15 protein-coding genes are annotated in these 14,791 nt (G+C 72.3%); 9 read left to right on the top strand and 6 right to left on the bottom strand.

Annotation, left to right across the window (positions count from 1 at the left end; all coding sequences use genetic code 11):
* Positions 1 to 23: 23 nt before the first annotated feature.
* Together ACIQU3_RS22105 and ACIQU3_RS22100 are read right to left on the bottom strand one after the other, a co-directional pair.
* A complete protein-coding gene (locus ACIQU3_RS22105) occupies positions 24 to 995 on the bottom strand; it encodes an SCO0930 family lipoprotein (protein WP_403927255.1) in 972 nt (323 codons plus the stop codon).
* Between the two features lie 293 nt (positions 996 to 1,288).
* Positions 1,289 to 1,729 (bottom strand): hypothetical protein, encoded by a 441-nt coding sequence (locus ACIQU3_RS22100; RefSeq protein WP_403927253.1) that lies wholly within the window; start codon positions 1,727 to 1,729, stop codon positions 1,289 to 1,291.
* A gap of 28 nt (positions 1,730 to 1,757) precedes the next feature.
* Here ACIQU3_RS22100 and ACIQU3_RS22095 point away from each other — a divergent pair, with 28 nt between their 5' ends.
* The 3 genes from ACIQU3_RS22095 (at position 1,758) to ACIQU3_RS22085 (ending at position 3,464) form a co-directional block, all read left to right on the top strand.
* Positions 1,758 to 1,889 (top strand): hypothetical protein, encoded by a 132-nt coding sequence (locus ACIQU3_RS22095; protein WP_366714003.1) that lies wholly within the window; start codon positions 1,758 to 1,760, stop codon positions 1,887 to 1,889.
* Between the two features lie 54 nt (positions 1,890 to 1,943).
* The gene (locus ACIQU3_RS22090) at positions 1,944 to 2,678 is read left to right on the top strand and encodes a DUF4239 domain-containing protein (protein WP_403736288.1); all 735 of its coding nucleotides are present in this window, start codon (positions 1,944 to 1,946) and stop codon (positions 2,676 to 2,678) included.
* Between the two features lie 249 nt (positions 2,679 to 2,927).
* Complete coding sequence (locus ACIQU3_RS22085) at positions 2,928 to 3,464, top strand: hypothetical protein (protein WP_403735874.1); 537 nt, start codon at positions 2,928 to 2,930, stop codon at positions 3,462 to 3,464.
* 116 nt (positions 3,465 to 3,580) lie between these two features.
* On the opposite strand, the gene ACIQU3_RS22080 is transcribed toward ACIQU3_RS22085, so the two are convergent.
* On the bottom strand, positions 3,581 to 4,093 hold the full coding sequence (locus ACIQU3_RS22080; RefSeq protein WP_403735877.1) for a hypothetical protein: 513 nt from the start codon (positions 4,091 to 4,093) through the stop codon (positions 3,581 to 3,583).
* A gap of 351 nt (positions 4,094 to 4,444) precedes the next feature.
* Here ACIQU3_RS22080 and ACIQU3_RS22075 point away from each other — a divergent pair, with 351 nt between their 5' ends.
* Positions 4,445 to 5,113 (top strand): class F sortase, encoded by a 669-nt coding sequence (locus ACIQU3_RS22075; RefSeq protein ID WP_403735880.1) that lies wholly within the window; start codon positions 4,445 to 4,447, stop codon positions 5,111 to 5,113.
* A 39-nt stretch (positions 5,114 to 5,152) separates the two neighbouring features.
* On the opposite strand, the gene ACIQU3_RS22070 is transcribed toward ACIQU3_RS22075, so the two are convergent.
* Positions 5,153 to 5,998: a polysaccharide deacetylase family protein gene (locus ACIQU3_RS22070; RefSeq protein WP_403735883.1), complete on the bottom strand. Its 846-nt coding sequence runs from the start codon at positions 5,996 to 5,998 to the stop codon at positions 5,153 to 5,155.
* 89 nt (positions 5,999 to 6,087) lie between these two features.
* A complete protein-coding gene (lysX, locus tag ACIQU3_RS22065) occupies positions 6,088 to 9,378 on the bottom strand; it encodes a bifunctional lysylphosphatidylglycerol synthetase/lysine--tRNA ligase LysX (RefSeq protein WP_403927250.1) in 3,291 nt (1,096 codons plus the stop codon).
* A gap of 228 nt (positions 9,379 to 9,606) precedes the next feature.
* Here lysX and ACIQU3_RS22060 point away from each other — a divergent pair, with 228 nt between their 5' ends.
* Positions 9,607 to 10,068, top strand: a complete 462-nt coding sequence (locus tag ACIQU3_RS22060) for a universal stress protein (protein WP_403927247.1) — start codon at positions 9,607 to 9,609, stop codon at positions 10,066 to 10,068.
* Positions 10,069 to 10,098: 30 nt separating this feature from the next.
* Here the strand turns inward: ACIQU3_RS22060 and ACIQU3_RS22055 are convergent, their stop codons facing one another.
* Positions 10,099 to 11,250: a CapA family protein gene (locus ACIQU3_RS22055; protein ID WP_403927244.1), complete on the bottom strand. Its 1,152-nt coding sequence runs from the start codon at positions 11,248 to 11,250 to the stop codon at positions 10,099 to 10,101.
* Positions 11,251 to 11,471: 221 nt separating this feature from the next.
* Here ACIQU3_RS22055 and ACIQU3_RS22050 point away from each other — a divergent pair, with 221 nt between their 5' ends.
* The 4 genes from ACIQU3_RS22050 (at position 11,472) to ACIQU3_RS22035 (ending at position 14,781) form a co-directional block, all read left to right on the top strand.
* The gene (locus ACIQU3_RS22050) at positions 11,472 to 12,017 is read left to right on the top strand and encodes a sigma-70 family RNA polymerase sigma factor (protein ID WP_403735895.1); all 546 of its coding nucleotides are present in this window, start codon (positions 11,472 to 11,474) and stop codon (positions 12,015 to 12,017) included.
* Between the two features lie 152 nt (positions 12,018 to 12,169).
* Positions 12,170 to 12,682, top strand: a complete 513-nt coding sequence (locus ACIQU3_RS22045) for a hypothetical protein (RefSeq protein ID WP_403927242.1) — start codon at positions 12,170 to 12,172, stop codon at positions 12,680 to 12,682.
* Positions 12,683 to 12,833: 151 nt separating this feature from the next.
* Positions 12,834 to 13,490, top strand: coding sequence for a zf-HC2 domain-containing protein (locus ACIQU3_RS22040; protein WP_403735903.1), 657 nt, complete (start codon positions 12,834 to 12,836; stop codon positions 13,488 to 13,490).
* A 112-nt stretch (positions 13,491 to 13,602) separates the two neighbouring features.
* Entirely contained in the window at positions 13,603 to 14,781 is a 1,179-nt protein-coding gene (locus ACIQU3_RS22035) for a PP2C family protein-serine/threonine phosphatase (protein WP_403735906.1), read from the top strand.
* The last annotated feature ends 10 nt before the right edge of the window (positions 14,782 to 14,791 follow it).

Below are 14,791 nucleotides of genomic sequence, written 5' to 3'. Positions count from 1 at the left end.
TCAACCCTGGGGAGGTTTCACCACTACTCCGACGCGCCGACCAGCTTTCCGTCGGGCCGGACGGCGTACCAGGTGCCGCCGACGCCCTGACCGTTGGTGTCACCGGGGGCCTTGTCTCCGGCGAAGGTGTAGATGGGCGAGCAGTTGATCGTCTGCTGCTTGCCCTTGCCGTCGGCCCGGTCGAAGATCATGTAGCCCTTCTTCTGGATGCCCTTGGTGTCGGCGAAGTCGACGGGCTCCACCAGCGGCCACTTCTCCAGGCACGCACCGGTGCAGTTGGAGACCGGCTTGGGCCAGGCCTCGTCCTTCTTGAACCGGTAGACGGTCATGCCGTTCTTGTCGACGACGATCTCGCCGAGCTTGGCGTCGTTGCGCGTGGACAGCCCGGCCTGGGCCGCCTCGCCGCCGCCCGCACCGCCCTGCGCCTTCTTGCCGTCGGGGGCGAGTGCGTACCACTTGCCGCCCACACCCTGGCCCTTGACGTCACCGGCGTTGACGTCCTTGGCGTAGCGGTAGGCGGGCCAGCCGCCGACCGTGAGCTGCTTGGTGCCGTCGGCCCGGGTCACCGAACCGAGCAGCGCCTTGTCGATACCCTCGCCGGCCTCGGCGTCGTCGGCCGGAACCGGCGGCCAGGTCTTGGCGCAGTCGCCGTCACAGTTCGACTTGGGGGGCTGCTCGGTGTCCTGGTCGAACCGGTACAGGGTGAGGCCGAGGCTGTCGGTGACCACCTTGCCGACCTTCTCGGCGGTGGAGACGGACAGCTTTCCGGCGGGATTGGACGAGCTGGAGGCGCTCGGCGCGGCCGGCTGGCCGGTCGCGGTGCCGGCCGCTCCGTTCCCGGTGCCCGCGCCGATGTTTCCGTAGTCCCCGGGCGCGGCCGTGGCGCCCACGTTCTGGCTGGCCGCCGGTGGGCTGTCCTGACCGCACGCCGTCGTCAGCGCCAGGACCGCCGCGGCGCTCGCCACGAGTGAGGCGCTCCGCCAGGAGGTCTTCATCGTCAACTCCCCATATTCGCAAGGGTGTTGCAGCGCCCTGCTGCGCCGCCGCACGGCCATGAGTACGCATGGGGATGCCGATTGTGTTCAACCGTCGGCCAAAAATCTTTCCGGAAACCCCGACGGACCCCGCCGCACCCCCGCACATCCGCGCACCCCGGCCTCCTCGCCGTCGGCCGCCGATCAAACCGGCGATGCCCGGTTGTCCCTCTTTCGGGGCAATCCCACGGCACCCCTGCACATCCGGACGGCACAGGGCTCATGATCTTCGTCGTGCATCGACCCCTTTCCACTCAAACCGCCCTGGCGGTACGGACCTTGGCGGCGGCGACGCTGACCTGGGCACTCGTCGGCGCGCCGGCCGGGGTCGCGGTGGCCGACGCCTGTGCGTACGCCTCGACGGGACCGGACGGCACGCAGGCGGCGGCGTACGCCGGGAGCGGGAAGACCTGGCCGTGCCCGACCCCTACGCCGACCCCCTCCCCCACACCGGCTCCCTCCCCCACGGCGAGCCCGTCACCCACGGCGGCCCCGTCACCCACGCGGACACCGACACCGTCGAAGCCGCCGCCGGATCCGCGGCCCTCACCGAAGCCCCGGCCCCCGGATCCGGCCCCCACGGCCGGGCCCGCGCCCGCGCGCCCCACGCCCCGCCCGGCGCCGGCCTCGTCCCGGCCGGCCGCGCGGCCCGTGACGACGACGCCCGCCTCCCCGGCACCGGCTCCGCCGGCCACGGCGGCACCCGGGCCGTCCGCGGCGCCCGTGCACTACCCGCGCTACCGCGCCGCACCGCCGCGGCCACGGCGGGCGAACGGCACGCTGGCGCCACTCACCTTCGTCCTGCTCGTCACGGTGCCCGCGGTGGTGGCCGTCGCAGCGCTGCGCGCGCGCTGATCCCTGAAGCCCTGGAGGTACCTCTTGCCGGAATGGCTTGTTCTCACCCTCGCGATGCTGGCCGCCTGTGCCGTGGTGGTCGTCATCACCTTCGTCCGCCACCGCGCGGCGCCCGCGGACGAGGATCCCAGTGAGACCCCGGACGTCATCGAATACATGACCATGTGGATCGGCGTGGTCTACGCCATCGTCCTGGGCCTGGCGATCGCCGGCGTCTGGGAGGGCCGCAGCGCCGCACAGGACCACGTCCAGGCCGAGGCGACCGCACTGCACGAGATCTCGGAGCGGGTGCGGGTGTATCCGGCCCAGGAACGGGACCGTATCCGGGACGACATTCGGACGTACGTGAGCCACGTCGTGACCACCGAGTGGGACACGATGGCCACCGAGGGCGCGGTCACCGGGCGGGGCACCGAGCTCTTCGAGCGGATCCGCCAGGACGTCACCGACTACGAGCCGGCGACGGACTTCGAGGCTCAGGCCTACCAGCCACTGCTGGACCAGGTGACCGCGGCGAACCAGGCCCGGATCGGCCGGGCCGGGTCGACCGGGGAGACGATGCCGGGCGTGGTGTGGTTCGGGCTGATCGCGGGGGCCGTCATCACCATCGGGATGATCTTCGCACTGCAGATCCGCAGAACCACCCGCGAACTGGTCCTCGCCGGGCTGTTCTCGGCGCTGATCGCCTTCCTGCTGTTCCTGATCTGGGACTTCGACTCGCCCTACGGCCGGGGCGTGACCGCCTCGGCGGACCCGTTCCTGAACCTCTTCCCGGGCGTCGGGGACTGACGTCTTCCCTGGCGTCGGGGACTGACGGCGCACCGCACCACGGACACCGGCCGGGGGACGCGCGACACGCCGTCGCGGTCCCCCGGCCGCGTCACGGACATTCCCCCGGCCGGCCCACACACGTGCCCCATTCGCGCTACTGCGATCGCGCCGGCACGCGCACCTTCTTAGCGTTTCGGGCATCGAGGTGCATGTGTGACGTGCGCGGAACAGGTCCGCGGCTGCCCCTCGGGACCCGGAGGATTGACCATGCGCGCGATATGCCTCGCCTCGGCCGTACTGCTGGGCGCCGGTGCCCTCACCTCCTGCGTGCCCGCCGACGCGGCGATCCGGACCGACTTCGGCTTCAGTGTCGTGCCCTCCACCGTGGCGGCGGGGGGCGAAGTCACCGTGCAGGTCGTGCGCAACCGGGCGTGCCAGGGGGAGGCGGCGGTCAACTCGGAGGTGTTCGACCTGGTCACCATCCCGCCGGACGAGTCCTGGGCCACAGCGGTCGTCGACTGGGACGCCAAGCCCGGCGCCGTCTACGACGTGGAGTTCGAATGCGACGAGTCGAGCGGCACCGCGCGGCTGACGATCGCGGGCGGCCAGCCGACGCACCACCCCACCCATCACCCGACGCACCACCCGACGCACCACCCCCACAAGGGCGTGCACGCCGGTGAGGGCGGCACGCTCGCCGGCTTCGACCTCAAGGAGATCGGCCTCGGCGCAGCGCTGATCGCCGGGTCGCTCGGTGTCGCCTACCACTTCTCGCGCCGCCGCACCGACGAGGACGCCGGCTGACACACCCCGCCGCAGGCCTTCGCCCCGGCTTCCCTGATGAGAGGGAGCCGGGGCGAAGGCGTTCACGTGCGGGGCGACGACCGCCGTCCGGGACGAAGCGCGGCGAGGCGTATGTGTCAGATGCGCCGCTCGGCCCGGCGGCGCATCCAGAACACGCCCCCGCCGACGAGCGCCGCGGCCACGAGACCGCCGCCGATGGCCATGTCCGTCGGGGTCGCACCGGTGGTGGTGCTGCCGCCGATGCCGCCGCGGACACCGCCGATGACGGTGAAGGCCTGCGGCTTGGTCATCCGCCTGCCGTTGCAGTCGACCGTGATGTCGTAGGAGCCCGGGCGGGCGTCGCTGTTGATGGTGGCGGTGCCCCGCGCGGTCCCGCTGCCGGCGCCGCCCTCATTGCCCTTGCCGCCGCCGCCGACCGGCGAGAGCTGCGTCGGCGAGAACGCGTTGGACGTCGCCGTGCCGCCGTTGCGGCAGCCGTCGGCCGTGATGGTCAGCTGGCCGCCACGGGCGATCACGCTGGGCAGGGCGGTGATGTTGCTGGGCGAGTCCCACGCGACGGCCGCGGGGGCGGAGAGGCCGAGGGCGGCGACCGCTGCGCCGGCGACCGCCAGGGCACGAGTGTTACGCATGTGAACCTCCGCGGAAGACGCCCCGGGACCCGTCCCCGGTCGATCGGCGAGAAAGCGCCTCCCAGAAAGACAGTCAGTTGCCGTGCCGCCAGCCGCATTTCGGGAATGGTCCGTCCCGGTGAGCGAAGGCCGTGCGGGAGAACCTCCCTTTCCGATATCGCCGCAGGTCACACGCCGTCAGAAATTTCCTCGGGGCGGCAACTCGGATGGCGCACCTCATGTCGCCACAACGCCCCTCACCGCCCCCTGCCACCCGTTCGCCGCCGCCCCGTCGCCGGTTTCACGCACGCCACTTAGCGTGTCGCTATGCGCGATGGACACGGCGACGGCCGCGTCGAGAGGGGATGGCGAATGTCTGCGTCCGAGCTGGCCCAGGCGGAAGAGGAGGCCCGGCCCAGGAAGCGCGCCCCGTGGGGCGTGATAGCGCTGGTCCTGCTGACCGGTCTCGCCCTCATCCGCAACGGTTCGGGAGAGTTCGACGAGGGCCCGCCCCAGCCGGCGACGGCGGCCGCCGCCGACAGCCGGGTACCGGGCGGCACGTTCGCGGGTAACGTCCGGCCCTTGCCCTACGCCCTCCCGGACCGGGTCAGGATCCCGGCGATCCAGGTCGACGCGCCGATCATCCCGGTGGGCCTGGACGCGGACGGCTGGGTCGGCGCGCCGCCGCCGGAGGACCCGAACCTGGCCGGCTGGTTCACCGGTGCCGTCACCCCGGGCGAGAAGGGCACGGCGGTCGTGGTCGGCCATGTCGACAATCAGCAGGGCCCCGCCGTGTTCTACGGACTCGGGGCGCTGAAGCAGGGCAATCGCGTCGAGGTGGCCCGGCAGGACGGGAAGACCGCCGAGTTCGAGATCTACGGCGTCGAGGTGTTCGAGAAGAACAACTTCCCCGGTGACCGTGTCTACGCCTCCAAGGGCGGGCCGGAACTGCGGGTCATCACCTGCGGCGGCGGTTTCTCCAAGCAGGAGGGCTACGCGGGGAACGTGGTCGCCTTCGCCCGCCTGGTCGCGGTGCGCTGAGCGCTCCAGGCCCGGCGGGCGAAGGCCCGAAGGCGCTCCTCAGGCGTAGTGCCGCCGGGGCACGGTGACGTGGTAGCCGGAGTCCAGCAGTTCGGGCAGATACTGCCGCAGGGCCCGCACGCTCTGCGAGCGGTCGCCCCCGGCGTCGTGCGAAAGCACCACGACCCCGGGCGCGGCGCCCCGTTCCACCCGGTTGGCGATGGACCTGGCCCCGGGGGTGGTCCAGTCGAGGGTGTCGACCGTCCAGGCGAGGGGCTCCATGCCCAGTTCGGCGCCGTACTGGAAGACGGCCCGGTTCCAGGCTCCGTAGGGCGCGCGGAACCACTCGGGGCGCTCCCCATAGGCGTCCTCGATGACATCGCTGGTGCGTTCCATCTCGGAGCGGATCTGCCGCCGGGTGAGCCGGGTGAGCAACGGGTGGGACCAGGTGTGGTTCCCCACGACATGCCCCTCGTCGGCCATGCGGGCCAGCAGGTTCCGGCCACCGGCGACCATCTCGCCGCACACGAAGAACATCGCCCGCACGTCGTACTCGGCCAGGGTGTCCAGGATGTGCGGGGTGTAGCGGGGATCGGGGCCGTCGTCGAAGGTCAGCACCATGGTCCGGCCGCGGCCGGACACGCGCAGCGGCGCCTGGCGGCGTACCAGGGTCCGGCGGGGTGCGGCACGCGGCGGGCCATAGCCGGTCAGGGGTTGCAGCCGGTAGGCGGACGATGTGACGGGGCGCCGGGCCTGGGGGCCCGCGGCGGGGGTGGAGGGGGCGGGTCCGTCCCCGGTGACCGCCGTGACCACTCCGGCCGTGGCGGCCGCTCCCACGGCTCCGGCGCCCGCGATCAACGCCCGGCGCCGGGTGAGCAGCCGGGTGAGCAACTGATCCTTCTTCATGACTCATCAGTCGCCCGGCCGAAGGCCGACGCACGCGAGCAACACCGGTGCGGGGGCACGCATTCACCCGTTCGGCGCACGCAAGTGGATCAGCGGCGGCGCACCAGGGGGAAGGGCAGGGTCTCCCGGATGGTCAGGCCGGTGAGGAACATGACCAGCCGGTCGACGCCGATACCGAGTCCGCCGGTGGGGGGCATGGCGTATTCGAGGGCGTCGAGGAAGTCCTCGTCGAGTTCCATCGCCTCGGGGTCGCCTCCGGCGGCGAGCAGGGACTGGGCGGTGAGGCGGCGGCGCTGCTCGACGGGATCGGTGAGTTCCGAGTAGGCGGTGCCGAGTTCGGTGCCGAAGGCGACGAGGTCCCAGCGTTCGGCGAGACGCGGGTCGGTGCGGTGCTGCCGGGTCAGCGGGGAGACGTCGGTCGGGAAGTCCTTGTAGAAGGTGGGCAGCTCGGTCTTCTCCTCCACAAGCCGCTCGTACATCTCCAGGACGACGTCGCCATGGCCGTCGTCGGGCGTGTACGGCACGCCGGCGCGCTCGCAGAGCCGCAGCAGCTCGGGCAGTTCGGTACCGGGGTGGATCTCCTCGCCGAGGGCCTCGCTGATGGCGCCGTAGACGGTCTTGACGGGCCACTGCCCGGAGATGTCCCACTCCTCGCCGTCCTTGTGGGCGACGGGCTTGCCGAACGCGGCGGTGGCGGCGCCCTGGATCAGCTCGCGGACGAGGTCGAGCATCACTTCGTAGTCGGCGTACGCCTGGTAGGCCTCCAGGATGGTGAACTCGGGGTTGTGCTTGTAGTCCGTGCCCTCGTTGCGGAAGGTGCGGCCCATCTCGAAGACCTTCTCCATCCCGCCCACGCACAACCGCTTGAGGTACAGCTCGGGGGCGATGCGCAGGTAGAGGTCGAGGTCGTAGGCGTTGATGTGGGTGGTGAAGGGCCGGGCGTTGGCGCCGCCGTGGATCTGCTGGAGCACCGGCGTCTCGACCTCCAGGTAGCCGCGTGCCAGCAGGCCCTGCCGCACGGCCTGGACAGCGGTGGAGCGGGCGCGGACCACGTCGCGGGCGGCGGGGCTGGCGGCCAGGTCGAGGTAGCGCATGCGGACCTTGGCCTCGGGGTCGGCCAGGCCGCGGCGCTTGTCGGGCAGCGGGCGCAGGCACTTGCCGGTGAGCTGCCAGGAGGTGACGAAGACGGTCGGCTCGCCCTTGTCGCTGACGCCCGCCCGGCCGGTGACGGTGACGAGGTCGCCGATGTCGGTGTCGGCGGTGAAGCGGTCCAGGGCGGGGCCGGAGCGGTCGCGGGTCAGGGCGAGTTGGTGGTCGCCGGACCAGTCGCGCAGGACGACGAAGACGATGCCGCCGAAGTCGCGGACCAGCATGATCCGGCCGGCGACGGTGACCTCCTCGCCCCTCGGGACCTCGGCGAGGGTGTGAGTGCGGGCCGGGATGCCCACCGGGTAGGGGTCGGTGCCGTCGGCGCGCAGCCGGTCGAGCTTGCGGTGCCGGACGCGGACCTGGTCGGACAGGCCGGAGAGGGGGTCGGCGGGCTCGGTCCCGTCCCCTCCGGCGAGGCCGAGCGCCGCCAACGACGGCAGCCCCTCCGTGGTGGCGGGCCGCTGCCCGCCCTTCGGGTGCCCCTTTCCCTTGCCCCACAACGTGCGCATCGACGGTACGGAGACGAAGCCCTCGGCGATGCCGGAGGCGAGGCCGACCCGGGCGAGGGAGGCGGCTTCCGCGTAGCAGAGGAACCGGGGGTACCACTCGGGGTGGTACTTGGCGTTGGAGCGGTACAGGGCCTCCAGCTGCCACCACTTGGAGAAGAACAGCAGCAGGCGGCGCCAGAGGCGCAGAACCGGTCCGGCGCCGATGCGGGCGCCCTCCTCGAACACGGAGCGGAACACGGCGAAGTTCAGCGAGACCTTGCGCACGCCCAGTTTCGGGGCTACGGCGCACAGTTCGGCGACCATGAACTCCATGACGCCGTTGGGGGCGGTGCGGTCACGGCGCATCAGGTCCAGGGAGACGCCGTCCTTGCCCCAGGGGACGAACGACTGGATGGCGAGGAGCCGGCCGTCCCGGTCGAGGGCCTCGGCGAGGAGGCAGTCGCCGTCGGCGGGGTCGCCGAGGCGGTCCAGGGCCATGGAGAAACCGCGTTCGGTCTCGGTGTCGCGCCAGGCGTCGGCACGCTCGACGAGCTGGCGCATCTCCTCCTCGGAGAGGGTGGAGTGGCGGCGGACGCGGCAGGTGACGCCGGTGCGGCGGACCCGGTTGACGGCCTGGCGGGTGACGCGCATGTCGCGGCCGTCCAGGTCGAAGTCGAGGACGTGCAGGATGGCCTCGTCACCGAGCTGGAGCGCGCCGAGCCCGGCGCGGACGTAGGCCCGGGCGCCCTCCTCGGAGGCGCCCATCACGGCAGGGACCCAGGCGTAGCGGCGGGCCACCTCCTGCCAGGCGGCGATCGCGCGCGGCCAGGCCTCCCGGTCACCCACCGGGTCGCCGCTGGCCAGGCACACCCCGGCCTCGACGCGATAGGTGACGGCGGCCTTGCCGCTGGGTGAGAAGACGGCGGCCTTGTCGCGGCGGGTGGCGAAGTAGCCGAGCGAGTCCTGGTCGCCGTAACGGCCGAGGAGGGCCCGGATGCGGGTCTCCTCGTCGTCGTGCAGGGCGGCTTCGAGGCGCTGGGAGCGGAACAGCGTGGCGGCGGCGTTCAGCAGGGCCAGGGCGCCGAACAGGCCGAGCAGGAAGTACAGGGCGTGCGGAGGCCGGCCGTCGAAGCTGCCGGCGGGGACGAGACCGCCGCAGACCCGGTTGGCGGCCCAGGCCAGTCGCTCTCCGCTGGGCAGACTGCCCGGGAACGCCTCGACCAGGGCCCAGCCGACCAGGATCGCGACGACCAGTCCGGCGACCAGGACGGCCAGGGCGCGGCGTACCGCGGCCCTGCGGGAGGCGGCGTAGAACTCCCCCCGGGCGTACACCAGCAGGATCAGGGCGAGGCCGCACACCACCAAGGAGGGGACCGACTCGGCGAACTCGCCCACGGCCATGCCGAGGATGTCGGTGAGGACCAGCAGACCGAGGTAGACGACGACGAGCCACCAGGCGATCTTCTTGCGGGCGCCGGTCGCGGCGGCGAGCAGGAACAGGAAGACCGCGTAGGCGAGGTTGGCGCTGACCGGGACGAGCAGGAGGTCCAGGAAGTGGACGAGGGGGCGCAGTCCGGTGCGCAGCGGGGGGATCAGCGCCAGCAGGGCGCAGAGCAGACCGAGGGCGGCGAAGAAGACCGCGAAGCCCTCGGGTACCCGGCTCAGGAAACCGTGCGCCCGGCGGGGCGGCCGTATGGCGCCGGAGGTGTCCTCTGCCGTCCCGGTGTCCGCTATGACACTCATGCCTTCGACTCTAGAAACACCCGCGTCACCTCGCCCGTCGAGCGCACCCGCCCCGCGCGCCACAGAAGCCGGCCCGAGGCCGTGGGCCCGGCGCGGCAGCAGCCGGCTCACCGGCCCCGGTGCCGTCCGAGCCGGTGCTGCGGCAACCGGCTCACCGGCCCCCGGTGCCGTCCGCCGGGCCCCGTCCCTCCCGGCGGCCGGAGTTGATGGTTCCGATAGCCTCGCGGCGTGACGGAACAGCACTCCCCCCGGTTCGAGCGGGGCACGGACGGGCCGAAGGTGATCGTGGCCGGGGTCGACGGCTCCGACTCCTCCCTGCGGGCCGCGGCCTACGCCGCGGGCCTGGCCCGGCGCCAGCACGCGCTGCTCGCCGTGGTGTACGTGCAGCCGGTGCTGGCGGCCGGTACGGCGCTGGGGGTGCCGGTGGCGGAGACGACGGACGAGATCGCCGAGGACCTGGTGACACAGATCCGGGACTCGGCCGAGCGGCTCAAGGGGATATTCGAGGTCCGCTGGGAATTCCACACCTTCCGCGGCGACCCGTACAACGGCCTGGTGGCGGCGGCCGACGAACTCAAGGCGGACGCGGTCGTCGTGGGCGCCTCGGAACAGGCCGGCCACCGCATCGTCGGCTCGGTGGCGGTACGCCTGGTGAAGGCGGGGCGGTGGCCGGTGACGGTGGTGCCGTAGGGCCGTACGCCACCCGGGGCGCGGGGGCCGCTACTCCCCCATCACCAGTCCGTCCTGTGCCGCGCCGCGGCTGAGCACCACGTCGCGGATGCGGTCGCGGACGGCCCGGACGTCGGCGCCCTGGGCGAGCGCCCGGTTGAGGTTCACGACCCGGCCGGCGTCGACGTCGAAGAGCTGCGGGACGAACTCCGCCTTGGTCACCTGCCAGCGTTCCCCCGGCCGGGCCGGCGGGGCGAAGGTGAAGCGGCCGAGGGTGGACTGGTTGCCACGCGGGTCCGTGGCGCCCTCGTAGTTGGTCATCTCGCCGGCGATCTGGTCGCCCATCCCGTAGATCACCCAGGTGCCGTTGACCTTCTCGTAGGCCTGCGGGACGTGCGCGTGGGTGCCGAGGATCAGGTCGATGTCCGGGCGGCCACCGGTGCGCGCGGCGGTGAGGCTCCGGGCCAGGGCCTGCTGCCGGTCGTCGGGTGCGTCCTGCCACTCGGTGCCCCAGTGCAGGGAGACCACGACCACGTCGGCGCCCGCCCGGCGCGCGGCCCGGGCGTCCTCGACGATCCTGGTCTCGTCGGTGAGGTTGACGGCCCAGGGCTGCCCGTCGGGGAATGCGATGCCGTTGGTGTCGTAGGTGTAGGCGAGGTGGGCGACCGCGGCCGGGCCCGCTCGGAGGACGGTCGTGGTGCGTGCCTCCTCCTCGGTGCGGGCCGAGCCTGCGTGGCGTACGCCCGCGCGGTCGAGGGCGTCGAGGGTGCGGCGGATACCGTCGGCCCCGTCGTCGAGGGTGTGGTTGGAGGCGGTGGAGCAGCCGTCGTAGCCGGTGGCGGCGAGGGCCGGGGCCACCTCGGGCGGGGACTTGAAGGTGGGGTAGCCGGTGTACACGCCGTTCGCGCCGTAGACGGTCTCCATGTGGCACAGGGCCACGTCGGCGCGTGAGACGACGGAGCGGATCCCGGCGAGCATCGGCCGGAAGTCGTATCCGGTGCCGCCGGCGTCGAAGCGGGCCCGGTCGATGATCGTGCTGTGCGGGAGGACGTCACCGGAGGCGACGAGTGTGAAGCCGCGAGGCCCGGCGGCCGGCGCCGGGCGTCCGCGGTCGGGCTTGTCGTGGTCGCGGGCCTGGCAGGCGGCGCCTGCGGCGAGGACGACGGTCAGGGCCAGGGCGATCTGTCGACTGCGCGCGAGCATGCATTCACCCCACTGTGGGCGTAGTGGTCATATTTACGCACCATCAGGAAAGAAGGCTCCTGGCGCCCCACGCGTCTCCGACACGCTCATCAGCCCGTCCGGCACCCGCATGGCCGGGTGCCCGACCGTTCGTCGAACCGTTCGTCGACGCGATCGACCGTCCGTCGCACAGCCGGGTACGTGCCCTGTGCCGGGGCCGCGCGCTGCGGTGCCATACGGCCATGACGGCCGGATCCACTCTCACGAACGGAACGACCGCCGAGCACGAGCTCGCCGCGCTGCAGCGCGAGCACGGCCGGCCCCTCTTCGCGCTGCTGCTGCGGCTCTGCGACGGCGACCGGCAGCGCGCGGAGGACCTCGTCCAGGAGACGCTGGTGCGTGCCTGGCAACACCCCGAGGCCCTGCGCGCCGACGACTTCGACTCGGTGCGGCCCTGGCTGATGACCGTCGCGCGCCGGCTCGCGATCGACGCCCGGCGGGCCCGCCAGGCCCGTCCGCCCGAGGTCGGCGACGCGGTGCTGGAGAACGCGCGGGTCATCTCCGACCACGCCGAGCGGGCAGCGGCGATGCTCGACGTCCGCGAGGCTGTGAAGACACTCACTCCGCAGCACCGTGAAGTCCTGGTGCTCGTGTACTTCCAGGGGGCGAGTGTGGCGGAAGCGGCGGCAGCCCTCGGGATCCCGCCCGGTACCGTGAAGTCCCGCGCGTACTACGCGCTGCGCGCCCTGCGCAGGGTGCTACCGGGATACGCCGCCGACCTGCGATGAAACCAATGGCTGGGTCAAGCCTCCGTAAAGCGCCTTGCCGATGACCCCGGTTGAGTAATCGGGTGTTCTCATCCGTGTTCCGGAGGGGGCCGTCAGTGCTCCCGGGGCCCGGGGTCGGGCGACGCGCACATACCGGAGGAAGGCAGGAAGGGATGCTGGACGAAGAGCAGGGGGGCACGGACGGTGCCGACGGTGAACTGACCGTTCCCATGGCGTGGTTGTACGCCGAGTACATCGCCGACGAGCTGCTGCGGACCGGCGATCTGATGCCGCCGACGTCCTTCGAGTTCCGCGCCGGGCGGGACGCCCTGGCGCTGACCATCTTCCTGTCCGACACCGACGGGGAGCTCTCCGGCATCCGGGTCGTCACGCAGCTCGAGACGTGGCTGTCGCTGACCGCCTACGACCAGCCGTGGCAGGAATGGGTGCGCGAGCGGCTGGCCGAGCTCGCCACCGGCGCCGCGACGTCGGGCCGGTCCGCGCCGGACCTCGACCTCGCCGAGGAGGCCTGGCGCTGGCTGCAGGAGACGGAGCTGCTCGCACCCGATCTGAACGCGGTGCCGGGGGGCGCGCCGGTGGCCGGGGAGGACGAGGGGCCGAAGGTCTGGACGCCCGCCTGGCAGCTCGGACTGCCGCTGGGACACCTCGCGATCCATCTTTTTTAGACTTCTGCGGCCCCGGACCAATCCGCGGGCCGGAGGGCTCCGAATCCTTTGGTTGCGATTGTGTCACCGGCTTGAGTGATTCCGCTGCCTGGTCCGTACCGGTGGGAGCAAGGAGTAACCCCACCCGCACCCAACGGCACGAGGATTCGGCATGAGGTCCCTGGAAAGGCATCACGACGTCGCGGCCTACGCGCTCGGCGTGCTGGACGAGGCGGAGGCATTCCGCTTCGAGGACCACCTCATGGAGTGCCCTCGGTGCGCTGCAGAGGTGACGGAATTCGGCCCGACCACACGGCAGTTGATGCTGTACCGGCGGTCGACGCCACGGTTCGTGCACCCGCTGGCCCAGCCCGGGCCGCGCATGCTGGACGGGCTGCTGGCCGAGGTGGCGACCCGGCGCCGGGCCGGACGCAGACGTCTGCTGTTCGCACTGGCCGCCTCGGTCGCCTTCGCGGCGTCGGTCCCCGGCATCGCGATGATGGCCGAGGGCAGCGCCGAGGAGCAGCCACGGACCGTCGCGGCGACCGACGCCCGGACGGGAGTGTGGGCGCAGGTCACGACGGAGGACGAGGCCTCGGGCAGCCAGGTCGAGCTGAAGGTCAAGGACGGTTCGGGCCCGCGCGCCTGCCACCTGGTGATCATCGGACACAACGGCACCGAGGAGACCGCCACCAGCTGGCACGGGCCCGGGCACGACGATCACCCCAACACGATGATGGCCAGCTCCTCCATGCATCCGGAGGACATCGCCCGCTACGAGATCCGCTCGGCCGCCGGCGAGACCCTGTGGAGGATCCAGCCGAGCTGACCATCCGTCCGCCCCGTGTCGCCGGGCGCCGGGCGCGCCCCGGTGTGAGACTGCTGGACGACGCACCCGGGAGACCGCCGGGGTGCCGGCGGTCCCGGCGAGGGGAGACGAGGTGACGGCAGAGACCGGGGACGGCCGCCTGGTGGACTTCCTGGCCGACCCGGAGAACGCGACCCTGGACCTGCCCACCGTGGCGGCCCGCTGCACCAAGGCCCTCGGCCTGCAGAGCTCCGTGGTCTACCTTTCCGACATCCAGCAGCGCCGGCTGGTGCCGCTCACGGACGTGGTCTCTCCCCTGCTCATCGACAGCTCACTCGCGGGCTGGACCTACCGCACCCAGTCCCTGCGCGTGGCGGTGTCCGAGGAGGGCGGCATGACGGCCTGGATCCCGCTCGTGGACGGCGCCGAACGCCTGGGCGTCATCGCGGTCGACTCCCCCGCGCTGACACCGGACGTACTGCGCCGCGCCCGCGCCCTGGCCACGCTGCTCGCCATGATGATCACCTCGGCGCGGGCGTACCAGGACTCCTTCGTACGGCGTCTGCGCACCCGGCCGATGCGGCTGCCCGCCGAGATGCTGCGGGCCTTCCTCCCGCCCCGGACGATCGGCACCTCGCACGTCGTGTCGACGGCCGTACTGGAGCCGGCCTACGAACTCGGCGGGGACGCGTTCGACCACTCCCTGACGGAGACGACGCTGCACGTCGCGGTGCTCGATGCCATGGGGCACAACCTGGCCTCCGGACTCACCACGGCGGTGTCACTGGCCGCGTGCCGCAACGCCCGGCGCACAGGGGCGGACCTGCCCGAGCTGGTGGAGAGCGTCGACGACGCGCTGTCGCAGTGGCTCCCGGACCAGTTCTGCACAGGTGTCCTCGCCCAGCTGGACCTCGCGTCGGGGATGCTGCGGTGGGTGAACTGCGGGCACCCCACCCCGCTGCTCATCCGCGACCGCCGGCCGTTGGTCGACGCCATGCGGCGCGAGGCGAGCCCGCCGATGGGGATGCCGTCCCTGCTGACCGAGCGGCGGCGGGAGACGCACGAGATCGCGCTGAAACCCGGCGACCGGGTGCTGATGTACACCGACGGGGTCACGGAGGCCAGGGCCGTCGACGGCGCGGAGTTCGGGCTCGAACAGTTCGCCGAGTACATCATCGGGGCAACGGCCGCGGGCGAGCTGCCGTCCGAGACGCTGCGACGGCTCATCCACTCCATCCTGGACTCGCCGACGAGCCGGCTGCGGGACGACGCGACCATCCTGATGTTCGAGTGGTCACCGCCGTCCCGGTAGCCGCGGAACC

This window comes from Streptomyces sp. NPDC101110 (assembly GCF_044759525.1).
Taxonomy (GTDB): Bacteria; Actinomycetota; Actinomycetes; order Streptomycetales; family Streptomycetaceae; genus Streptomyces.
The sequence above is the reverse complement of the archived record's forward strand: the minus strand, read 5'-3'. Positions and strand labels throughout refer to the sequence as shown.